This window comes from Halobellus rarus (assembly GCF_024494595.1).
GTDB classification, from domain to species: Archaea; Halobacteriota; Halobacteria; order Halobacteriales; family Haloferacaceae; genus Haloquadratum; species Haloquadratum rarum.
In genome coordinates this window covers 107,249-131,487 of record NZ_JANHDI010000011.1, presented here as the reverse complement: position 1 = coordinate 131,487, position 24,239 = coordinate 107,249, and the positions used below count along the sequence as shown (strand labels likewise).

Sequence of the window (24,239 nt, the reverse complement as noted above, 5' to 3'; positions counted from 1 at the left end):
ATGGGGCGACGCTTTCCACCACCGTTGTTCGGCGTAGAAGAGACTGCAGCCAGAGCACGGTGCTTCGTCGACATTGCTATCGCTTCGACTGAACCACTGGATAAATCCGAATTCGTTCGTCGCGCTCGCTCACAGTTACTGAAACCGGATGGAGAGAAATACGCTGAGCAGTATCTTCGCCGCATCGTTTCGACGTACATCCAGCTAGGTGTCCTGCGTCAAACACAAGAGGGAGTCACAGTTCACGAGTTCGCCCACGACTGGCGGTCGGACGAGTTGGATTTTGAGACATTCCTCTGGTACGCTGTCAAGCAATCGTGGGCACTAGAAGGCTCCTTCCCGGAAGGCATTGAGGGATTGTACGATATCCATCACGTCGTGAAGCAGGCGGACGAGCCAGTCCGTAGAGGCACGATCCGGGCGCGTCTCGGCGAAAAGTACGGATACGAGTTCAACGACGAGGGAATTCGCGGGTATCCGCAGCTATTGGAGGGTATGGGCGCGTTGCGTAACCGTGAGGGTGGGTACGAAACGACGAATCCGGAGCGATTCAGTGAGCGCTTCCGTAATGCGGATATTCTGTGGCAATTCGAGCAATGGCTCAAGCGGGAAGGGCCGAACACATCGCCGCCATCGGATCGAGTGAAACGCGACCTCGCAAAGTACTATATGTACCGTGAGTCCGGTGGGCATAGCCAACACCGGCAACTCCTCGATACAGCCAGGCGAGAGTACCTCGACGAGTCCGTGTTGACGGATACATCGGAGCCGCAACTCAAACGGTCAGAGACGTACGTCGAGCAACGCCGACATCGCCGAGAACTCCGTGACACCATCTGTGCAGAGTTCGATTCGTTCACCCCGCGAGCTCTCGCTGGACTGTCAACGACAATGTTAGAACAAATCGCCGCTGCGGACACCGAGGCTGCGGCGATGCGAGCGAAGGCAAGTGCTGGCAGCGGGTTCTCACGAGCGACTCTCGAAGCGATGGCACCAGACCGGCAAGCGTACACGTTTCCCGAAGCGTTCGAACTGTACGACTGGCAGGAAGACGCCGCTACAAAATGGTTCACTGGTGAGAAGACAGACTCGGAGCGTGGTATCGCACAGGTGGTGACCGGTGCTGGGAAAACGGTGATGGCTCTGGAAGTTCTGCGTCAGTGGCTCGCCGACCACTCAAACGGTGTGGTGACAGTCGTCGTTCCGACGAAGGTGCTTCTGCATCAGTGGCTCGAAGAACTGGTCGAGACACTCGGTATCCCGACCGACGACATCGGATGGCTTGGCGATGGGCACAACGACGGGTTCGAGGACGGGTGTCGGGTCCTCGTCTCGATCGTTAATTCGGCGGTGAAAAATGATTCGCTGTCACAGACGCTTCGGAAGGCCGATGTGAATGAGCATCTGCTCATAGCCGACGAATGTCATCGTTACACCGGCGAGACATTCGGTAAGGTGTTCGACTGTCACAGAACAGCTAGCTTGGGTCTTTCTGCGACCCCGTTGTCTGACCCGGCTGCTGACGAGCGGAGTCCCGAAGACGAGATGTTGGTGGCTAATCTCGGCGAAATTTATTATGAACTGTCGTACGACGAAGGTCAACGTCGTGGCCTCATTCCGGACTTCCGGATTAATTACGTCGGGTTTGAACTCACCGATGCCGAACAGATGGCATACCAGCGGTTAACCGATGCGGTGGTTGACGCCGTGACGGATATCGAGAGACAGTACCAGAACCGGTTATACGAACTCAGCGGGAGTTTCTCACGGAAACTGCAAGTCATACGGAACGATGCTGACAGGGCGACGCCAGCGATCTCGGATTACTTCAAATACACACAGGAGCGGCGAGAATTGGTGGCTGACGCCGTCGCTCGGCAAGCCGTAACGCTGGAGTTGCTCGAAGAAAGCGTGGCCAACGAGCAGAAAGCGATTGTCTTCCAGGAACGAATCGAGCAGTTGGAGCGAATGGTCGCCCCGAAGGAGACACGGGGCCGTGACGCACGGACTGGCGAAATCACCGAGACAGACGTAGACCGAGCACAGCTCTACGAGCGATACCCGGCACTGAAACGTATTGACGAGAAACTGGAAGAACTGTTCTTCACGGCGAGTTACCGTCCCGTTATGTATCACTCTGGACACCGGAACAAGGCCTGGAACGATTTTGCTATCGAGTGGTTCAGCGATGACGGGTTTGCAAACGTAATGCTGAGTGTGAAGGCACTGATCGAAGGCGTTGACGTCCCATCAGCAGATATGGGTATCGTCCGTGTCTCCTCGGGAAGCGTCAGACAACGCATCCAAACGCTCGGACGTATCCTTCGGACCGGCGAAGATCCAAACAAGCAAGCGGAGTTGTTCGTTCTCTACGCACGAGATACAGTTGATGCGAGCATCTTTGAGCGATACGATTGGCGGGAAGAACTCTCACAGGCAGAGGTGCGCCATCTCACCTGGGAAACCGAAGAAGACGCGATTACCGGTCATCTCAGACCCGCGACTGACAACGAAATCCCCGATCCTCCGACGAGCCAAACTATTCCAGAACCCGAGGAGTTAGCACAAGGCGACCCGTATCCGGGACCGAGCGAGGGATTCGAATTCAGTGTCGATGCTGAAGGCCGTCCGTTCACCAGAACACAGGACGGACGGAAATTTATCGCGTCAGAAAGCTACCAGAATATCGCCTCATTCATCTATACTGAAAAAGGGGGTGGGAGCGTGACGGTTAACGAAGCAAACCATGCAGTGACCTATCTCGGTGAGTCGCTTGTCTTCGTCGGCATTGTCGAGGATCCCACAGATATCGAATACGAACAAAATTCCGCTGGTAGCTTAATCGAAGAATCAGATTTCTCTCTCGATGAGATAGGTGACTCATTCTAAGATATCCTGTAGGAACTATTAAAATTTGACCATCCCTCATAGCCTAAGTGGATCAGAGAAAACCAAGAAGTGCTTTTCCCGACTGGCGAGCCCCCGAGAGCGGGAGTATTGCATATCGACTCCGGATTAGCAAAACAGTTGCATTTGGCTGGGATAGTGGTAGTACGAGTGAATCAACGGTCCTAGTACGGTTCGACCGGTACCTGGCTATAAGATTGATCCCTAGATACAGCGGTGAACTTCGTCTGCAGGCCCAATTCGAGAATATATGGACTGATGAGGCGGGTTAGGACGGCCAGAATATATCCAAACAGATCGGACTGACCGTTATTTGTCGAAACAGTCCCGGTTTGGACCTTAGATTCGTGATCCACACCAGTCTGGATGGCCCTTGAGTAACTTGCTCTACGCCGATCGGTTAGCTCTGCGTGTTGTGTGAACGTGCAATTTAACGAATTATATGCGACGAAAATAGAACAATACTAACCATATACCAAAAATTTTGTATTTGGTCTGAATTCAGATAGGTATGAGTGAATTATCGGTGGGGAGGGCCTTCGAGCTGCTCGCCAATGAGCGCCGCCGAGTGATCATCTGCTGTCTCGATCGCACCGACAGCGCTCAGAAACAATCGGTCCTAGCAACGCAAGTTGCGGCCCTCGAAGCGGAGGTCTCTCCAGATCGTGTCGACGATGAACACGTCCGAGATGTGTCTGTGATGCTCAAACATCTGCATCTTCCCAAATTAGAAGCGAGTGGAGTAGTTTCTGTCGATCGCCAGAGTCGGACGGTCATCTCGACAGCCGAAGTATCGTTTCTCGCCACTCTACTGCAGTGCGCTGAACGCCAAACATAACCTATGTCATTCAGCGTCTCTCGGCTTTGCCAGTTGTGTCGGTCCTCAGTACCTCCCAAAGTCCCGCCAGCTAACCCGGTCTGAGTCTTCGGTTCTATCCTGATGAGTCGTCGGTAGCAGTTAAGCTACGCTCCTCAAAGAGAGAGCTGTCACTGTCGGCGGCAATCGCAAACCACCTCTTTTACCCTCTTCTCGTTCGGTTTTTTTTCGCCCGTTATGGGCGGAGGCGAACTCCTTCGCTTCCGTGGTTCTATGTATGACCGAACTTCCAACCGCCAGAACCGCTACCACCTCACTCTGCTTCGAGGTGAGAGTAATGCATACTGACGACCGGCTTGATCCGGTGGATTTCTTTGATCTACTCGGAAACCGACGTCGGTTGCTAATCATCGTATATCTCTCTTTGTTTGACCAAGAGGCGTCGGTCGAGGTTCGGCACCTTGCGCGGATCGTTCGTGGAATCGAACTTGGTGTCCCACCTCGCCAAGTCGGCTCTAAAGATTATGAATCAGCCTACAATGCTCTCATTCAAACGCACCTGCCAAAACTTGCAGCTTGCGATGTCATCGAATACGACGATGCACGGAAGACTGTCTCTGTGACACATCGAATCAAACAGTATGCGCTCGTCGCACAGATTGCTCGCTATTTCAGATGATGGCGTGATCAGCCCTTCCACGATGATCCTGCGGGTGATTCAGCGCCAACAAGTGTTCTACCTGGATATGATCAGGACGTCCGTGAAAGGAGTAGACGACCCGTTGTAGTCAACTCGACGACCTTCGTTTTTCCGTGTGTTTCTGATGTGACCAACCCCTGTCGCTCGAGAACTTTCACGTGCCGGGTGATGGTGCTTTTTGAGACATCAACAGCGTCAGTAACCGCGGTGAGCGAGACGGGTTCCTCGAGTGTGCTGATAGCTTCGAGTGTCGACCTGGTCTGCGCTGGTGCGTTTGCAGTAAGGTTGGGGAGGGAACGCTCCCGGACCTCGCCGTCGATATCGCTGAATTGGTAGCTTGCGTGGATTTGATGGGTTCGCGAGAGAGCAGCAACAGTGAGTGGTAAGAAAATATCACGGGCGCCACCGCCGAAGACGACAACGACCTCACCATTGGCGTCGTCGATGAGCGACCCACAGGCTTCGATCGCCGCTTCGAAGTCGTCGTGTGGTACTTCCGTTGTCCCGACATCGACGTTCGGTTCGATCTGTTCGACCATCCGACGAACGTCGTCGATAGCTTGTGCACCACGGCTATCGTCTGTTGTTGTGGTCGGGATCAAGAGGTCGATGTGAGTGTCGCGCTCGATACCTTGGCTGAGTATCGGGCGTGTCACGCGCGTGCTATCATAGCCAATAGGAGCGATATATGTTCGCATTATGCTATTCTCTCCCTGTCTCACCTATAGAACTGTTGCGTTACTCTGCAACGGTTTGGTCTTGATGTTTTTCTCGAACCGTTGAAATACCAGTATTCGGATGCCTCTATTCCTGCAATATATTTGCAGTATTTTGTCTGTGGAATATTCGGGACTGACTGCTGTCCTCTTCTCTGTACTGCAATAATCATAACTATAACGACAATTCTAATACGTGATGAGAGATATCTGGTTTCACGAATCACTATGCAGCAAGGAGGACTCCTTCCGTGACCAAACCGCAGTACAGTGATATAAACCACGATTCCAACCGTGGATTTATGACATTTCCCTTTCCACGGGGATATGTGTCTAATCCGACTTCCATCGAGGATATCCTACAGACGACAACACCAACTGTTGTCATACGGGATCCGCAACTCCAGAAGCGCGGCCAACACGCACGCGCCCAACTTCGGAGTATTCCGTTCTTCGGTGAACTCGGAATTGATACTGTTGTCCACGCAGATGTCTTCGATAACGACTTCAAACTAGTCGACTATACCTATCACTCCTCACAGGACATTGTGGATTCTGTGGATGATGTTGAGTTCCCCCTCGTCCACATCACCACCCAGCAAGGTATCGAGGCATACGGCGAAGAAGACCTCGTCCGCGCATTGCTCAAACGCTCTGCCAAAGAGCGGAAACGCTACATCCTTGTCACTGACACGACATCACCACGCCTCCCGACGTATATTCCGAAACCGGGGCGATCGATTGTCGACGACTACGACGTCGCAGTGAAAGACTACAACACACTCTCCGCACGGTACATTGAGAACTATGCCGACTCTGCACTCCCAGCGTCACAGACACGCAACCTCCACTATCACCGTGCGTCCGAACACCACAAACAGCACGACGCACCCGCGGACACACTGGAGAACATCTACGACTATACGCGCGCTCCCTCGGGTAGTCCTGTCTGGGACCCGATCTACTACTTCATCGAACACGATCTTGAGAATATTCTCGAAGACTACTCCGAGCGCATCCGTGACGCACTCCGCTCGTGGACAGAACGTGGTGAAACCCAGAAGATCGCGAACCAAATGCTCGATGCACTTCGTGTGTGTGAGTTCGAAAAAGCGCAACTCGACGAGTACCAGCAGACCGACCCAGACCTTCGCTAACCTATGGCCACCTATCGCTTCGCGGTAAACAAGCCGAATCGGACGCTGATCAACTACAACACGGTCCGTGCGGCGGAACTGAAATCGATCTACACGTCGCTTATCAGCGACCGTACGGTACAAAACATCGTCTCGGACTTCGCTCATAAAAACGAGGACAACGTCCGAGACTGCATTGACTTCCTTCACGGGGTCGACCTCGTCGAACGCGACGGAGACGATCGTGTTGTCTCGCAACTGAACCGCGAGATCTTCCCGGAGCTACCCTTCGAGCCCCGACTTCTCTATCACCTCCGGCAGCAGCCTCACCCCAAGAATCATCTCACCCGGATTCAGAACGTCGCCCTCGACACTGCCGATCGATCGTGCACTCTCGACGTGCTTCTCCCACAGGTCAAAGGGAGCCTCGATCAGTATGACTTCTCGTGGAACGAGACGAAACTCCGTATGTGGCGGGCACTTAGCACGCAACTCGGGTTGGTCTCCGAAACCGAAACGCGTGGCGTCATTCTGAGTCCGTGCCGCCGACTTCTTTATGACCTTTTTGACCTGCATACGCGACAGGAAGACACGACTGACCTATATAGCGCTCTCTCGTGGGTTGAGGACAACTTCTTCGATGTCTTCGAGACGACGACTGGTACTCCGCGAGTCCATCCTGCGATGTCGGACGTCCTTCAGAATATGGAGTCAGAGAATGTTCTCGAGTTCCGAGGGCTGTCCGATGCAAAAAGCGAAGTCACACTACCTCAATCCGTGCACACCCAGACCTCCCGCTCAGTCTCCGATTATGACCTTAACTCGATGCCCGACTCACCCGCATATCAGTATCCACTCACGCAGTTCAAGCAGGTGATCACACAATGAGCTCGATGCCCAAAATCTGGGATGATAGCGTCGTCCGCGACTATCTGACGCCGGAAGCCCATCAGAAATCTCGTGAACAGTTCCTGAAGACACACATCGACATCGACAAGATCCGAGCGGACTACCTCTTCCCGCACGAGGGAACCGATGAGTTCGTCACGCAGGAGGAGTTCCGCGACGCTATCCTCAAATCGAAGGTCGATGACGACAATCGGATATTCATCCTCCGCGGCGAGACGGGAAGCGGGAAAAGCCAACTCTGTCAGTGGCTCGAATACCAGATCGGCGCCGAACCCGATAAAGGGGACGAGACGCACATCGCACTCCACGTTTCCCGGAGTAAGACTGGAATCGGCGATATCCTAGACATTATCTCCGGACCGATTGATACCGACGTCACCGTGAGTAATGTCTCGAACCTCGACCCCGAGAAGGTCGCCGCCGCTATCATCACTACTCTTCGAGCGTTCGGTGCGGGGATGGAGCAATTCAGCGAGGACGAGATCGAGGCTCTCACCGCGAACCGCTCGAACGCGACCGATCTTCGGACGGTCCTCGAGAAAAATATCGCCGAGTATCAGGAGTCTGCGACGAGCGAGGGCGAAAAGCGAATGTCCGACCTCATCACAAAGAAGGATTACAGGGATCTCTCGATGGCGGCCTTCGGCTCGACAAAGGGCGTCGATACGCTCTTCCCCGCTCTGCAGAGCCAAGTCCACGAGATCCTCTCCCGGAATCTGGGTATCGAGGATTTCCAGGGCAAACTTGAGGAACTCTCCGAAGAGTACGAAGATCGAGACCTCCGGCCGGTTCTCATCTGTGAGGATCTTACGACGTTCACCGTCCTCAAAGAGCAACTCCTCGATCACATCTTCCAACTCGACAGCGGTCACTACGACGTCGTGCTCGGCTGGACGTCCGGCTGGGAGAAGGACGACCTCTCGCGCGCCCTCGGCACGAGCCAGGGCATCAGCACGTATATGGAAGATCGCGCAGAGGGGTACCTTAGCACGACGGACGAGGACGGACGGGCGTATTTCCTCGACGACGACCTCACCGTCAAACTCGCCCGAAAATATATGTCGACTATCATTGAGGAATCGGATACGGACGAGTCACTCCCCGATGGTGTCCTCGAATCGTTCGACAGTCTGTACCCGTTCAACGAGACGTTCATCGAGGAATCCTACAACCATCTCATTCAGGATGGGAACAAGCGTCGCACCCCCCGCCTCCTCTTGATGCGGGTCATTCGAGAGTGCCTTAGCTCGACCGTTCCGCCGTTCGACGCGATTGAGGATAACCCATACGTAGAACCGTTTCCCTCCCCAGTCGATCTCTCGTACTCGGAGAGTCTCCAGCGACTCGGCAAGTGGTACGGGAGCGCGACGACGGATCGTCGGCTCCGCGTTCACCGCCAGATCCCTGAGACGTTCGACGTTCCTCTGACCGATGTAGACGTCGACGACGACTGGGCGTATTTCCAAGCAGACGTCCCGGCTCCGACACTCAACCTCGGGGTCAGCGAGGGAACGTTCCACCCCAGCGAATACATCACGCTACGGGCGACGCTCGATAGCCGTGGCGAGGAAGGCGTCACGGTCCGTTTCAACAGCAACGAGGTCGCGAAGACCGACTCTGACGGCTTCGCTTCCGTTCGGCTTCCGGACGAGAAGGGAGACGTTACGTTCCAGGCTGAGAAAGATGGCGAGACGGACAAGACGACCGTTACCGTCGTCGAACCGACTGACGACACGTCCGTTTCCGTCACGGTCAACCCGAAGACGCCGACTGTGAGCGACGAAGTCACCGTCACGGCACGTGTGAACGGCGAACCGCGAAGTGGTGTACGGGTCTCCCTTGACGATGACGAAGTCGGCGAGACACGCAGTGACGGGAAGATCCACTTCAACGCGCCAGATGCTGATTCGGCCACCGTTCAGGCAGTCTACGGCGACGCACGCGATGAGACGACAATCGACATCGAGAGTTCCGACATCCACGTTCCCGTTGGGACCGACCTTGACTCGACGACGGTCAAGGAGTACCTCCTCCAGTATCGCAACTGGATCAAGGTTGGTGACACGTACGACAGCTCGACAGTCCTCCGAGAGGGGGCCGCTGGCGTTCTCAACGAGTGGCACGACCCAACGCTCCTCGGCAACCTTAATGCGCGTAATGACGGTGTCCACGGCATCTATTACACGCGTGGAGCTGACGTCCCGGTCACGCTCGTTGGCGCAGACGAACGTCAGGGGATGAGCTTCGATCTCGACTTCGGTGTCGAATACGACGACATCTACGAACCGCTATTCTGGTACGGCATCAGCGAGTCGGGCGAGTTCCCGCAGGAGGACAAGTACGATCTCAACTACGATCTCCTCCGCGTATGGACGGACGAGCAGGTCGCCGACTTCCGGGTGAAGATGCGTGCCGATCTGGAAGCGTGTATTGACCCGATGACGCTTGAGGAGTTCACCGTACTCGCGCAGTTCCTTATTCTCAACGCGAAGACCGGTCGCCGCGAGATCGAAGCCGAAATGATGTTCGAGAAACCGCCACAGAGCGGATTCGTTCCCGGTACCGAAGACGAACAGCCGTCTGCCCTACGGGAGGCGACGATGAGTCTCCTCAAGTCTCGGGACGCTCCGTACCACCTCTCGAAAGGCCTGTTTCTCCTCAAGTCGAACGTCGTCGACCGCGAACGTCTCTCGAAGGCGGTGCAGAGCGTCTCCGAGAACCTCGATCAGTACCTGCTGCAGGCTATGCAGTTCGACACGGCGAACCTCTCCAGCGCTTACCAGATCAGCACCACTCGGTCGACCGGCTACGGCGTCGACGTCCTCTTCGAGCGCGTGAAGGACTACGCGACGACGCTCGACGATGTCTCGGCCGAACAGAACGCCGCGCACGTCACTGAAACCATCGAAACGGTTACGACCTATTATGAATCGAACCACGACCGGGACGACCTCCACGACGCCCTCACACGACTCCACGATGTCCTCGATAAACTGGGCGCGAGCAAGTACGAGTCGTGGAGAGAAGCCCGCGAATCGGTAGCGGGCGACGCAGAGATCGACCTAGGACGGTTCCGCCAGCGAATGCGGACGTTCGAGGACATCTCCGATAAGCGGGGCTACGAACTCATCGCGACGCTCCACGACTATGAGGAGAGCCGAGCGGCGGAATCGGTATGGGAGATCTACGAAGCGATCGCAGAGATGATCGAGGAAGCCGAGGGCGTTACGCTCCCCGAGGATGTCGGCTTCCGTGACCGCGTCAGAGATCTCTCGGAGTTCGAGACGTACGAGCAGCGGCGGTATGCCATCGAGACCACACTTGGAGGAAACTAACTATGGCTATACAGACCACGGAACTTGAGTCAGAACTCGATAGCCTCGAACAGAAGGCGGAGGAGTACGACACGCGAACGCACACAGAAAAGCGGGTCGCCCAAGCCGAAGAAGACCTGAAGAAACTGAATCGGGCGCTTAACAAACTCGAGAATTCCCTCGACGGTTTCGAACGCCAGGCGGGAATCCTCACAGAGGTCTTCGGACGCTCTCTTCCGTCGAAGGCGACGAGTGCTCGTGACAAGGCGCGCTCGATCACACGTGTCTCGCAGGATGACGTTCTCAACATAATTGACGACAGTAGCCAGTCATTGTCGAGTCATATCGACGACGTCAGAGAAACGCGAGAGGACGTGAACGACGCACGACGCTTCATCGATGAGCACCTACAAGAGATCCAGCGCCGACAACTCGATGACGCTAACACCGCGGAGAGCATTCAGAAGATCGTCGGTGAGGACCCAGATGCGATGAAGACGATCAGCCGGTATCGATCGTTCCTCAACTCCATTCTCAACCCGAACGACTCGGTTTCCCATCTGAAGTCACAGTGGCAGGGACTCGAGAAGGCTTTCGAGAACCTCGATACGGACTGGAAGGGCTTCCAGAGACGCCACGGTCTCAGCGATCAGACGATCGAGGATCTGAAGACGCTCAGTGAGGTGGGCCAAGTCGACCTCGATGACCTCTCGGATACGAGCGTCAACGAAATGCTCGACGTTCCCGAACTCCGCTCGACGATCAAGGTGAGTCTATAGACGCCGATGGAGAATCCTGCCAGACGCGCGGAAGCGGCGATGGATGCCTATCGGAACCACTTCATCGGTGCCGGTGGACGAGCGGCGCGAAACGTCGCGCATCGCTTCGAAGCCACCGACAACGGCGAGGACTCCGTGATCGGCTTCCGTGGCCCGTATCTGCAGGCGCTTGATGTTGCGAACTGGAGCACGGAGTCGTGGCTCTCCTTCAGCAAGCGGGCAGGGATCCATCCGCTCGTCCGCCTCGCGTTCGAGGACATTGGGTTCCGCCGCCTCTACGACTTCCAAGAGCGGAGTGTCGAGACGATCCTCGACGGGCAGGACACCGTCATCACGGCCGCGACCGGCCGGGGGAAGACCGAAGCGTGGCTCATCCCGATCCTCGACTACATCCTCAACGCGAACCAGGGGAAAGTCGAGGAGAGTGGCCCTGACGACGTGAAAGCGGTCCTCACGTATCCGACGAAAGCGCTCGCCCAAGACCAGTTGAAGCGCCTGATCCAGTACCTCTATCGGATCAACGCAGAACTTCCGACGAACGACCGCATCACCGTCGGGATCTACGACGGGGACACGCCGAGCAATATGTCCTCGCGTGCGGAGGGCTACCTGAATGCGACGTTCAAGTACTTCGAGTGTCCGGGCTACAACGACGCGCTCGAGAAATGCCAGAACTGCGGGAAGAGTGTTCATGTCCGGAACGCCGGCCAGCGTTACGAACTCGAACCCGAGAAGAAGCAGTGCGTCGACGACGTTCCCCTGGACTTCCTCCGACTGACGAAGAACGAGATCCTTGAGGAGGGCGTCGACATCCTCCTCACGAACCCGGACACGATCAACCTCAAACTAGTCAACACGAACGCAAGCGACGAACACGACGCGTTCGTCTACGAGCCACAGTTCTTCGTCTTCGACGAGGTCCACACCTACGACGGCCTCTTCGGGAGCTATACGGCGACGCTCACGAAGCGTATCCGCGCACTGCGTGAGGCACGCGACGTCGATGCTCCGCAGATGATCGCGAGCAGTGCCACCGTCGAAAACGACGTCGAACTGTTCCGCCGCATCAGCGGAGCGGCGGACGTTGCGCACGTCGACGAGGACCCCCGCGAACTCGACCCACCGCCACTCGAGAACGTACCCGACGCCCTCTACGAGGAGCAGATAACAGTCGCGCAACTGCGTCGCGCGGTCCGAGGTGAGGGACCGTACCCGGCCGCGCTCGACTCGTTCGGGCCGTCCATCGACGACCCGAGCGCAGTCGACAACGAGAGCCTCGACGAACTGCTCGGTGACGCGCTCTTCGAGTACCTCACCACGACGTCGAGTGACTCGGTCGCCCACGCCGTACAGCATCTCCATCAGGAACTCGCCGAGGAACCGCGGACACGCGAGGCGTTCCTTGACGACCTCCGGACGGCATATTCGCTCACTGACACACAGGCGGAGACTGCCCTCGAGAACTTCCGTACGCTTGGCGAGTATTCGGGCTTACTGGAGAACCGAAGCCACCTCTTCTCGTGGCCGCTCGACGGATTCTACGCTTGCGCACAGTGCGCGGCCGTCTATCGTTCCCCACAGGACTCGTGTGCGGAGTGTGACTCGGGCGTCGTCACGCGTGCGACGTACTGCCGTCGATGCGCTGAGGAAGCCCTCGTGACGTGGTACTGTCCCGAGTGCGATCAACTCGAGTCCTATACGCCGTCCGAAGAGGGGAGTTTCGCGTCTCGAGACGAGCAGTACTGTGGGCGGTGTGAGGCCGCACGCGACGACGAGGTGCGTCTGCTCCGAGTGTCGTTCACGCCTGAACTGAGGTGTCAGTCCTGTGGCGCCGTCGAAGAGCGCAGCGTCATTGAGACCTGTACGTGTGGCGCGGCGATGACGCGCACCGCCGTCGACGAGTGGACGTGCACGAACCCACAGTGTGGCCGGACGGAATCCGCGGACGCAGGGTGTTCCGCCTGCGGTTCCGAGCAACGCGTCCTTCGACGGAGTAACGCGGCCGTCGAGTGTCCGTCCTGTGGGCAGACGCACGACGCCACAGACACTCCACGCCAATGCGCGTGTGGGCATTCGATCGCGAACACCCGACTCATTCCTTGGATATGCGCGCACGAGGGATGTACGTGCGACTACTACGCGCCGTCGCCGCCGGCGGAGTGCGAGTGTGGTGCGGAGACGTTCGTCAAGAGGGGTCTCTTCGAAGTCTTCGAGAACAACTACTGTGCTGAGTGCGATACCACCGTCCTCCCCGGGTCGTCCTGTCAGTGTGACGATCCGGCGCTCCAACAGCAGGCGGACGCCTTCCAGTCCTATCAGACGATCACTGCGGACGGACGAATCGTTCCGGTTCGCGACCATACGTCGGTCGTCCCGTGTCGTCATCAGCGACTCGGGTATCGGATCGGACAGCGCTACGACGAACTGGTCCGCAGTCCGAACAACATCGCTGTCACGACCTCTCAGTACTTGCTCCGCGAGGTCGCTGACGACGAGGACTACTCGTCGGCGAAGATGCTGTCGTTTGCCGACTCCCATCGCGATATGAAGGAACTCGGTCGCGATTTCAACGAGCCGGAAGTTGAGACACTCCTCGATCAAGCACTCGTCGAGGCGATCCGTACCGCCGACGACTCGTGGCCGACGCTCGACGACGTGCTCACGGAATCGCTCGCGTGCATCGACGCCCTCCACGACGAACTCAGTCCACTACGGGGCCTCCAGGACGTCTCGTTCGACTTGAAGGATCATCTCGTCGACCGCTCTCGCCGGTTTATGGACGCCGAAGAGGCGATCCGGGACAGACTCCGTCGACGAGCGATCCCGCACAGCTACACGCAGCGGTTCCGAGAGCGGGGCGGCTCCCTCGCCTCGGACGGTCTCGTCGACGTCCGCGTCGATCCGGGGGTGCTCGCGGACCTCTCCGATGCCGAGCGTGACCTCCTCCGGAGCGTCGTCGATACCGGGAACGATTGTCCCGTCGACTCACTCCCAGAGCGTGTCGAAGACCGCGCACGCGGCGATGTCATTGATGCGCTGATCAAGCGCGGCGTCTTTGACGAGGAAAGCGACGACTATCTTTCCCTGAACCCGATGGTGCTCGAACTGACGCTCGCCGGCGACGCCGACGGCATCCAGTACAATCCCGAATCGGGCCGGTTCTCGCCGTCGTGGCTCGATCAACTCGGAGTCCGATCGCGTGGCCTAGTCCCCTTCGAGACCACGCTCGCGGAGCGAGCCGACCCAACCCATCCGCAGTTCCATCAGCGGGCGTACCGCGCCGAATACTCGCGGGCGCGAATCCTCATCGCAAAAGTCTACCTCGGGATGACGGACAAACGCGAGCGCCGCGAACTCGAGTATCTCTTCCGCGAGGGGAACTACCCCCACTTCCTCTCCTCAGGCCCGACGATGGAACTCGGTGTCGACATTGGGGACCTCGACGCGCTCCTCCTCTACGGGGTGCCGCCGAATATGAACGCGTACCTCCAGCGCGTTGGCCGCGCTGGCCGAAGTTCGCACTCCTCGCTCGTCCACAGCGTCAGCCAGCGTAACCCGATCGACTACTACTACTACGAGGAACCGACGGACCTCATCAGCGCGGACCCGAAACCCGTCCCGCTCAACGAGCACAATGAGGAAGTCCTCCGGGTCTCCCTCTCGTGGGCTGTCTTCGACTACATCGCAGCGAATTTCGTCGTCCCCTGGGAGATCGGCGGCTGGGGGCCGAACGCCACTGTTTCGGGCGGGGACGACTTCAAGCGTCGCGATACCGATACTGACGATTCTGACTACGGGAAGCTCACGCATCTGATGACACTCCCCGCCTCGAAGCTCGGCCTCGATACTGACGTCTCGAAACTCGCCGCGCTCGGCACGCTAGTCAGCGACAACGAGCGGCAGGTCCGGGACTATTTGCGCTCTTTGCTCGCGTACCAGTACTGCACTGAGTGTAGCGCGAAATACGATCGCTCGGACACGGTCGACACCTGTCGTGTGGACGGATGCGATGGCCAAGTCCTTGACGCGCAGGCGGAGTTCGGTGACCTCGTCGACGAGGCGGTGGCGTCTTTCCAGGGACGCTACCTCGACCAGTATCGGACGTACCGCAATCGGCTCATCGAGGAACAGCAGGCGCTGAGCCAGGAGCGGACGAACCTCCGCCGGGAGAAACGGCGTGCCGGACGCGATGAGGTGGCGCGGCTTCGCCGTCGCGAGAGCGCGGTCGCGGAACGGATCCGCGCGCTTCAGGACCACCTTGACACGCTCGAGCGACAGTCCTACTCCGATTTCCTCCAGAACGCACGCACCAGCAAGTTCGCGTTCACTATGCGGAACGTCTCGAACAACGTCGGACTGACGCTGGTCACCGAACACGACGGCGTGTACACTCGTCGCGATGTCGGCGGAAATTATGGTGGACGGAACGTCCGTATGGCCATTCAGGAACTCCACCCCGCAGCGGCGTACCTCGAGGACGGCGAGACGTACGCCGTCAGCCACCTTCGAACGGACGACTTTGATTCCTCGACACTCCGCGAGCAAATCGTGGACGCCGATACCGACGCCGACCACCTCGCCGAGGAGAAGGTCTGTAGCGCGTGCCACACGTCGCACCCGCTCTCCACGTCTGAGTGTCCCTGTGAACACGACTCCCCACTTAAACGCCGTCGACTCGTCGCGATGGACAGCGTCGAAGCCCACCGCGACGACCTCCGTATGAGCAAGGATGGTGACCCAGCTCGCGAACTCTACCAGAAGCCCGCAGAGGAAGTCCAGAACACCTACGCGGAACGTGAGACGTCCGTTCTGGAATTTGAACCGATCGAGTCCTTCCGCGTTCACGATGGAGACGGCACGCCGATCGGGTCGCTTGAGTATGGGGACTACACCGTGATCACGCACACCCAGAGCTACCGCGCAAAGTACAAGAACGGTGAGACTGATCCACGCCAGACGCCCTTCGAGGTCTGTGGGGAGGAGAACTGCACAGGCGTCGTCTATCGTGACGACGAGGGGCACGCGCAGTGCTCCGCGGATCCCGAACACAGCCCGAATCGGCGCGGCGCCGACTCCGTGTACGTCCGTCTCGGTTACTCCTACGAGACGAGTGGCGTCCGTGTCTCACTCGGTGACGCCGAGCAGTCGCATACGTTCGTCCACGGTCTCCGCGTCGCGCTCCAGTCGCTCGGCGGAGTAAACATCAGGGAGCTAAACGAAACGACGGCTGACGACTATGTCGACCTGCTCGACGCTCAGGAAGGTGGTGCGAACATAGCCAAACTCCTCGTCGAACGCGATGCGGGTGACTTCCGGAACTTCCAGCACGCGATGGAACTGGTCCGCGACCACTTCGTCTGCGACTGCGAGGACGGCTGTCCACTGTGCCTCTACCAGTACGGCTGTGACGAACACAACCAGCCGCGGTCGTTCGCACGCGACAGCGTTCTTGACTACTTCGAACTCGGGCTGCCAACGATCGCACCGGTCGAGACAACTACCACCGATTCGCCAGCTACCGACTTATGAGCCACGACACACTCGAGCATGCTGAAGACCTGAAGCGCACATACGGCGACCACTACGTCGCCAGCCAGAACACCGCGACGCTCAAGGACGTCATCTCGCGGTACGAGGGCGGGACGGAGCAGTCGCTCCACGATCGACTCCCCGAGTTTATGCGGACGCGCGGTCCGTTCCTCCAGGCGCTCGATCTGCCACGGCAGAGCGACATTCCGTGGCCGGCGTTCGCCGAAAGTCGGCCGTCGATCGCCGACGACGCGCCCGACGGCCTCCACGACGACATCGTTCGGACGTTCTCCGAGGCTGGCTTCGAGCGCCTCTACGCGTTCCAAGAGGATACCGTGGACGCGATGCTCGCCGACAACCACACCCTCGTCACCGCTGGGACGGGCCGCGGCAAGACCGAGAGTTGGCTCATCCCCATTCTCCAGTACATCTGTGAGGCGAAAGCCGGCTATCACGACGCTGATCCGCAGAGTGTCAAGTGCGTCCTCACCTATCCGACGAAAGCGCTCGCACAGGACCAACTGAAGCGTCTCATCGGGTATCTCTCCACGCTCAACGAGACGCGAAACGGTACCGACCGGATCACCGTCGGGATCTTCGACGGTGACACCCCGCACAACGACCCGGACGCCTACTCGTATCTCGACACCTCGTTCAAGTACTTCGAGTGTCCCTGCAGCAACTGCTCGTCCTCGCTGACGGTCGAACGGACCGAGGACGGCTATCGCGTCACGCACGACTCGCCCGCCGAAATGGGCGTCGACCTCGACTTCATCGAACTCACGCGCGAGGAAATCGTCGACGCGGAAGTCGACATTCTTCTCACCAATCCAGACACCGTCAACTATCGGCTGTTCAATGTCAACGAACAAGACGAACAGGCCGTATTCGTCACGGAGCCGAAGTACGTCGTCTTCGACGAGGTCCACGAGTACTCCGAGCTCTTCGGCTCGTTCACCGCGACACTTATGCGGCGCTATCTCCGCTCTCGTCGTTCACTGCTCGGACTCGATGATGACGTGGACGACGACCTCCGACTCGTCGGCGCCAGTGCGACCGTCGAGAACAAGCGTGCGATCTTCCAGCGCATTAACCCCTTCACGGACGCGGACATCACTGTCGTCGAGGAGGACCCACGAACGCTCGAGTGCCAACTCCCCGACGATCTCCCTGCCCCGTTCGTCGAACGTACTGCCGACCCGGATCGGCTCGCCGATACGCCATCGAAGTGGACGCCCGCCGAATCCCTCGTCGCGGACGTCATCGGGGAACTACCCAGTGACGCCGATGCCGACGAGCGACGGCGCATCGCCGGCGACCGACTCTACGACACCCTCCTTGACGAGCGCGACGACGACCTCGACATCGTCCGCGCGCTCTACACGACGCTTCACCAGGAGGCGCAGCGGCCCGCGGACCTTCGCGAGACGCTCACGGAGACGTACGACCTCACTGACGACCAGGCCGCCCGACTTGTCGATAACTTCGTCACGCTCGGTCAACTCTCCGGTGTCCTCGAGAGCCGCGCTCACCTCTTCAGCTGGCCGCTCGACGGCTACTACACCTGCGTGAACTGTGCCGCCGTCTACGACACGCCGCAGTCCGAGTGCGCCCAGTGCGGCCATCACTTCGTCACGAAACTCGCCTACTGCAACCACTGCGGTGAGGAGGCGCTCGAATCCTGGTTCTGCCCGGACTGCGAACGGCTCTCCCCACTCAACGTCACGTCTGGCGAGGGGCGCTTCGAGTACTTCCAAGACCACACGTGCAGTTGCGGAACGGAGACGATCCGGACGGTCTGGCGTCCCTACTACGAATGCTCAGGGTGTGGCGATCGACAGAAGGTCGACCGGATCACTCACTGTCCAGACTGCGACACCGTCATGGTCCTCAGCGACGATCAGGACGAACTCGTCTGTCGGAACCCCGACTGTGACGTCACGCTGGAGACCGGGACCGAGATCGTCTGTGAGAACTGCCACTCGCACGACCTCGAACCGCTCAGCGACGACTCCGTCCTCTACTGTGAGGACTGTGGGGACGCCCGCGAGCAGGAGGCCGGCCACCAGTGCAGTTGCGGGGGAATGCTCCGTCCGAAGCGCTACCTCGGCTGGTCGTGCAGAGACCCGGATTGTGACGCCGTCTATTTCGGAGAACCGCCCAACACCTGCGACTGCGGGAAACGGCGGTTCGCACGCACTGGTTTGCTCGACATCAACGCGATTGACCACTGCTCGAACTGCGACACCGACCTCCTGCCGGGTGCCGAGTGTCGCTGTGACGACCCCGCGATCTCGCCGACAGTTCGCGGGTTCCGCGAGTACAAACTCGTCGACGAACTCGGACAGATTCGCAAACCCTCGTCGTTCCACGGCGCCGTCCCCTGCTACGACCCCCGGAAGACTTACCGAAAGTCCTCGCGCTACGAGTCGATGATTCGCGGGCCCGGGAACACCGCCGTCACGACCGCGCAGTACTTCCTCCGCGAGATCGCGGACGTCGACGACCCGGACTCGTTCCGGGAGGCGAAGATGCTCTCCTTCGCCGACAGCCAGTCGGATATGAAGGAACTCAACCGGAACTTCACCGAACCCGAGCAGACGCTCTTCGTCACGCAACTCGTCGTCGACACGCTCGATGAGGCCGACGACGACTGGGTCTCGCTCGCTGACCTTCAGTCCACGGTCGTCGAGGGCGCCGTGGAGTACGAGGATATGCTCACTGAGTGCGATGGTGGGCTGCTGGAAGCCATGACGGGCTATCGGCAGTCCGTTGATGACTTCCTGGAGGAGGAAGTCGCGGCACGCGTCCTTCGCGGGCGCTACAACAACCGCTGGCGGAGCCGTGATCACCTCCCCTCCGATGGCCTACTTGACGTCAGCCTTGACATCGACTGGAGTGACCTCGACGCGGGTGAGAAAGCCGTCATCGAGGCGTTGAACGAGCAGAGCAAGCAGTACGTCGATTCGCTCAGTGACGATATCGAGGATGCGGGTCGACACGTCGAATCCCTCATCGAACAGGACGTCCTCCGTCGCATCGAGACTGACTCCGGATATCTCATCGGATTCGACGAATCCTGTGTCTGCTGCACGACCGTCGACGCGGAGACGCCGATTACGTACGTTCCCGCAACAGAGTCGTTCTACTCGACGCTCGATGAGGTCTTCACTGACCACGACCCGGACCTCGACACGGTCACGTTCAGCGCTGATTCCGAGGCCCGAAGCGAGTTCACGCACCCTCACTTCGACCTCACGGCCTACCGCGTGAACTACTCGGACCCCCTACTGCTCGTCTCCCGTGCCTACTTCGGACTCACGGAGAAGGACGAACGCCGCCGCATCGAGTATCAGTTCCGGGAGGGGCGCTACCCCAACTTCCTCTCTTCTGGGCCGGCGATGGAAGTGGGGATGGACATCGGTGACCTCGATGCGCTCCTCCTCTACGGCACCCCGCCAAACACGAACTCGTACCTCCAACGGATCGGTCGCGCTGGCCGACAGTCCGGGTCGTCACTCGTCCACTCGATCAGCCAGCGCAACCCGATCGACTACTACTACTACGAACAGCCGAACGAACTCATTCAGGCCGAACCCCAACCCGTCCCACTCAACGAGACGAACGAGGAGGTGCTTCGCATCTCGCTGACGTGGGCAATCCTCGACTATTTCGCCACCGAATACTGGATTCCGTGGCGTCGCGAGAGCAGCGACGTCGTCGATGAACTCTACTGTGAGGACGACCTCGTCCCGCGGAGTGAACCGCGGCCAAACGACATCGTGACCTTTACCGCGCTCCTCGCGAGCGAGAACGAAGCGATCCAGTTCGTCGATGAGGAAGCTCCCCTCCAGACGCTCAAGGCGGCGTACGAGGAGCATCGACCCGAGGTTCGCGACTGGATTGAGGACATCCTCGGTTTCAGTTACTGTCGCGATTGCGGTCGGAAGCACGAGGCCGGCTACGAGGGGCCGTGTAGTCGCTCGGAGTGCGACGGTCGTGTCGTCTCTGCGGTCGACGCACACGAGGACGTCATCGAGGAGGCGATGACGACGTTCGTCGACGAGTTCGTCGCGAGCTACTTCGACTTCGAGGACGACATCCTCGACGAACTCGATGAGGTCCAGACACAGCTCAACGAACTCAATCTGGAGTCACGTGGCCGGCGGAACCGCCGCCGACAGAACTCGGATAATCGCGTTGAGCAGCGCGACGAGCGTGATCGACTACAGAGTCGGAGCGCAAATCTGAACCAGTATTTGGACCGACTTGCACGGATGGATTACGGGTCGTTCCTCGAAGAACACAGCACCACGCCGTTCAGTCTCCGCTCCGTCGAGGATACCGTCGAATACGAACTTATCGGTGAAGACTTCGAGTCTGTGACCGCCGACTTGCACTCTCGGCCAATCAGGATCGCGCTCTCCGAACTCCATCCCGGCGCCGCCTATCTCCACTCGGACAACCAGCGCTACGTCGTCACCGGCGTGCGCGCCCACTCCTATCAGACCTCGCAGCTCGAGAGCACCGCCGCGATCTGTCCGACATGCGGCGCCGAATACGACCTCGGTGAAGGCCCCTGCGAAGAGTGCGGCTCCGACCTCAAGCGCCTCAAGACGATCGTCCCCGAGCGCGTCACCGCGTACAAGTCCGACCTCGTACTCGGTCAACTCCCGAACGGCGACCCCCTCCTCCCGACTCGGCTGTACCAGTCGGATTCGGAGGTCCAGGACACCTACGCACCCACTGAAACGAACGTTACCGCGTTCGACCCCGACCCAGAGAGAGCGTTCACCATCACGACCGACGACGGCGAGCCCGTGGGGCGGTTCGACTACGGAGACGTCACCATCAAGTCCTCCGTCCGTCAGTTCAGAGCCCACTACGTCGGTGGCGGATCCGATCCGCTACCGAACGTCTTCGAACTCTGTGGGAAGGAGAACTGTGACGGCGTCATCGCACGCGACGACGAGACGGCGTACTGTATGCGTCATCCCGAACACTCGACTGAGGACACGGACGTCGTCCGCCTCGCGACCGAGTTCGACACGAAGGCTGTCCGTATCCAGTTCGACGACGAAGACCTTGAGCACGCCTTCTCGCACGGCGTCCGTATGGCGCTCCAGTACATCGGCGGCGTCGGCGTGCGTGCCGTCCCCGAATCGCTGGGCGAGGACGGAACCTACGTCTTCGACAACGAAACCGGCGGCAGCGGCGTCACCGTCCTCCTCACGATGGGATCTGGTGACACGCGCGAGAAATTCGACACTGCGATCGATCTCATTGAGGACGCATTTGAATGTGACTGTGATAACGGTTGTCCGTTCTGTATCTACCAGTACGGCTGTGAGAATCAGAACGACCCCGAAACGATCGCGAAGGACGACCTTATGACTCTCCTTGACACTGGACTGTCACTCACCCAGCGAGATGTCGAGGCGAGCGATAATGAGTAATCTTCCAGACGCGATTTACGATCTGCGGACGCGCTCCCCGGAAGCACTCTGGGGCATCTCAGCCGAGAGTCTCTACCTCGCCGTCTGTGCCGTCGCGACCGAGACTGAACTCTCACACGCGCTCTGGCCACATCATATAACGGCTGTCCTCCAGACAAACGACGAACGCGCTCTCGAGACCGTCGCCGAGGCGCACTACTTCCTCTTGGCCGAACTCGGACTCATCACTGATGATCACAAGTTGACTGACCGCGGTCGATTCGTCCTCGCAACCGAGCAACCCGGCGACGCGATTCGTCTTGTCGCTGCCTGTTATCTACCTCGTGTCCAGCAATTACTCCGTGAATTTGCCACCGCCGATACAGATCGGCTCCCGCGAAGCGAACTTGAGACACTCGTCCGGGACACAGCAGACGAGGTTTTTATCACGCCACTTCTCGCCTCACTTGCCTTCATCGAACTCTACCCGGAGGGCGTCATCCTCGATCACGAGACGATCACGCAGACGATTGATTGCCTCGAACAAACCTCGACACTCCCAACTGCAGCAATTGCACTCGCCACTGCGCTCACGACACTCGATGACCCCCACCTCATCGCTCGTATCGTAACGACTCATACCGGCACTACCGTCTCACCCGTGGACGTCACGCAGACTACCCAACTCGATGCACTCGCCACCAACAAGCGCCACTCTCCAGAGCGCACACCTGCTGTCGAACTCGCCAATGCGATTGAGGACACTCGAACGGCTGTCTTAGAAGAAGCCGACACGTTTGAGACCGCTCTCGATCCTGAGGAGCGCACAGTCGCCCGCGAAGACCCGACTGTTGATGCTCACCTCGTTACAGACACGTTCCCGGGTGACCCTGCAAGTGAGTCCGTCACGACAGTACTCGATCTTATTGCTACCATCAACGCTCACCCCTGTCTTCACTCAATCTCTCTCTCCTCACTCACCGACACCTTGGATCTCGAACCATATTCCATCTACCGGGCCGTCTCGGATCTTCCTGGTGTCGAATGCTCGCTCCGGAATAACCTGCTCCTCACATTCGACTCCGTACCATCCGCTCCCCAAGGGACCGACCGCTATGACACCTTTCGCGACGGACTCTTTGAAGCCCTTCACACGCGATTCTCGTGGCGTGATACCCTCACTGATGTTACCCCTGCCGAAACACCGCGTATGCGAGCGGACGTCATAGAATCAGTCGCTATGAGCGTCGATGATGACGTCGTCGCACCCACATATTTTGTCTACACCCTTCCGGACCCCGACGCCCTCGGCAAGGAACAGATGGAGAAATATGTCGACGACCAGCCCGCCCTGCGTCGTGAACGTGCGCGTTTGAAGCGCTGGAAGGACCAGCGGGATAACGATTTGCGTCGGTTCACGGAGATGACCGACCGACTCTTCGCACGCGGACAAGAGCGCGATTTCGAGGAACGTGTCGTCCGCATTATGACTCCGTACGACGACGATACTTTCTCTAAGTATACCTCCCAACTCCGTAGCCTCCTCCGAGATGGCTACGAACTTCGTCTCCTCACACGACATACGAAACAACGCTGGGAGTGGGAGCGCCTTCGCGACAACCTTCTCGGCGATCTCGAGGAGAACCGCGAAAACGTCACTATCAGAACGTACTCCCGATACAAAACGTATCAACGAATCACAAGTGAGACGGACGAAACTGATCTCGCTGAATTCGGAATTCATGCAAAACTCCAGACGATCGGGAATCCGACTGAAGGCTCTGCGCTTCTAGGTTCGGCGAACTTTATGGAGAACAGCTACAACTGGAACCCTGAATGCGGCGTCTACACTGAAAATTCGAGCTTCGTCGCCGCCGCGATCGACTTCTTCGACCACGTCTGGGAACTCTCCGAGGCCGACGAAGTCGACCTCACTAGCCTCCAAGAGATCCCGCGGCGCTCCTTCTATCCTTCCTACTATACGTAATTGCAGCAGG

At 58.5% G+C, this 24,239-nt stretch carries 11 protein-coding genes; 10 read left to right on the top strand and 1 reads right to left on the bottom strand.

Annotation, left to right across the window (positions count from 1 at the left end):
* The 3 genes from NO876_RS13670 to NO876_RS13660 all read left to right on the top strand — a co-directional run bounded on the left by NO876_RS13670 (position 1) and on the right by NO876_RS13660 (position 4,403).
* On the top strand, positions 1–2,889 hold the full coding sequence (locus NO876_RS13670; RefSeq protein ID WP_256422223.1) for a DEAD/DEAH box helicase: 2,889 nt from the start codon (positions 1–3) through the stop codon (positions 2,887–2,889).
* 529 nt (positions 2,890–3,418) lie between these two features.
* Entirely contained in the window at positions 3,419–3,745 is a 327-nt protein-coding gene (locus NO876_RS13665) for a DUF7344 domain-containing protein (protein WP_256422222.1), read from the top strand.
* Positions 3,746–4,061: 316 nt separating this feature from the next.
* The gene (locus NO876_RS13660) at positions 4,062–4,403 is read left to right on the top strand and encodes a DUF7344 domain-containing protein (RefSeq protein WP_256422221.1); all 342 of its coding nucleotides are present in this window, start codon (positions 4,062–4,064) and stop codon (positions 4,401–4,403) included.
* 71 nt (positions 4,404–4,474) lie between these two features.
* On the opposite strand, the gene csa3 is transcribed toward NO876_RS13660, so the two are convergent.
* Positions 4,475–5,122, bottom strand: a complete 648-nt coding sequence (csa3, locus tag NO876_RS13655; protein ID WP_256422220.1) for a CRISPR-associated CARF protein Csa3 — start codon at positions 5,120–5,122, stop codon at positions 4,475–4,477.
* 347 nt (positions 5,123–5,469) lie between these two features.
* Here csa3 and NO876_RS13650 point away from each other — a divergent pair, with 347 nt between their 5' ends.
* Genes NO876_RS13650 through NO876_RS13620 form a run of 7 tightly spaced genes read left to right on the top strand, consistent with a single transcriptional unit; the run spans position 5,470 to position 24,229 of the window.
* Positions 5,470–6,297 (top strand): hypothetical protein, encoded by an 828-nt coding sequence (locus NO876_RS13650; protein ID WP_256422219.1) that lies wholly within the window; start codon positions 5,470–5,472, stop codon positions 6,295–6,297.
* Between the two features lie 3 nt (positions 6,298–6,300).
* On the top strand, positions 6,301–7,164 hold the full coding sequence (locus tag NO876_RS13645; RefSeq protein ID WP_256422218.1) for a hypothetical protein: 864 nt from the start codon (positions 6,301–6,303) through the stop codon (positions 7,162–7,164).
* Positions 7,165–7,169: 5 nt separating this feature from the next.
* Positions 7,170–10,520 (top strand): Ig-like domain-containing protein, encoded by a 3,351-nt coding sequence (locus NO876_RS13640; protein WP_256422217.1) that lies wholly within the window; start codon positions 7,170–7,172, stop codon positions 10,518–10,520.
* Between the two features lie 2 nt (positions 10,521–10,522).
* Positions 10,523–11,278 carry a hypothetical protein gene (locus tag NO876_RS13635; RefSeq protein WP_256422216.1) on the top strand — a complete coding sequence of 252 codons (756 nt, stop codon included), beginning with the start codon at positions 10,523–10,525 and terminating at the stop codon, positions 11,276–11,278.
* A gap of 6 nt (positions 11,279–11,284) precedes the next feature.
* A complete protein-coding gene (locus NO876_RS13630) occupies positions 11,285–16,807 on the top strand; it encodes a DEAD/DEAH box helicase (protein WP_256422215.1) in 5,523 nt (1,840 codons plus the stop codon).
* Positions 16,804–22,263, top strand: coding sequence for a DEAD/DEAH box helicase (locus NO876_RS13625; RefSeq protein WP_256422214.1), 5,460 nt, complete (start codon positions 16,804–16,806; stop codon positions 22,261–22,263). The genes NO876_RS13630 and NO876_RS13625 overlap by 4 nt, the downstream gene beginning before the upstream one ends.
* Positions 22,256–24,229 (top strand): phospholipase D-like domain-containing protein, encoded by a 1,974-nt coding sequence (locus NO876_RS13620; protein WP_256422213.1) that lies wholly within the window; start codon positions 22,256–22,258, stop codon positions 24,227–24,229. The genes NO876_RS13625 and NO876_RS13620 overlap by 8 nt, the downstream gene beginning before the upstream one ends.
* Positions 24,230–24,239: the final 10 nt, after the last annotated feature.

Excerpts from the sequence above, each read along its gene's own strand:
- NO876_RS13670 (WP_256422223.1), top strand. The coding sequence starts at position 1 with ATGGGGCGACGCTTTCCACCACCGTTGTTCGGCGTAGAAGAGACTGCA.
- NO876_RS13665 (WP_256422222.1), top strand. The coding sequence starts at position 3,419 with ATGAGTGAATTATCGGTGGGGAGGGCCTTCGAGCTGCTCGCCAATGAG.
- NO876_RS13660 (WP_256422221.1), top strand. The coding sequence starts at position 4,062 with ATGCATACTGACGACCGGCTTGATCCGGTGGATTTCTTTGATCTACTC.
- csa3 (WP_256422220.1), bottom strand. The coding sequence starts at position 5,122 with ATGCGAACATATATCGCTCCTATTGGCTATGATAGCACGCGCGTGACA.
- NO876_RS13645 (WP_256422218.1), top strand. The coding sequence starts at position 6,301 with ATGGCCACCTATCGCTTCGCGGTAAACAAGCCGAATCGGACGCTGATC.
- NO876_RS13640 (WP_256422217.1), top strand. The coding sequence starts at position 7,170 with ATGCCCAAAATCTGGGATGATAGCGTCGTCCGCGACTATCTGACGCCG.
- NO876_RS13635 (WP_256422216.1), top strand. The coding sequence starts at position 10,523 with ATGGCTATACAGACCACGGAACTTGAGTCAGAACTCGATAGCCTCGAA.
- NO876_RS13630 (WP_256422215.1), top strand. The coding sequence starts at position 11,285 with ATGGAGAATCCTGCCAGACGCGCGGAAGCGGCGATGGATGCCTATCGG.
- NO876_RS13625 (WP_256422214.1), top strand. The coding sequence starts at position 16,804 with ATGAGCCACGACACACTCGAGCATGCTGAAGACCTGAAGCGCACATAC.
- NO876_RS13620 (WP_256422213.1), top strand. The coding sequence starts at position 22,256 with ATGAGTAATCTTCCAGACGCGATTTACGATCTGCGGACGCGCTCCCCG.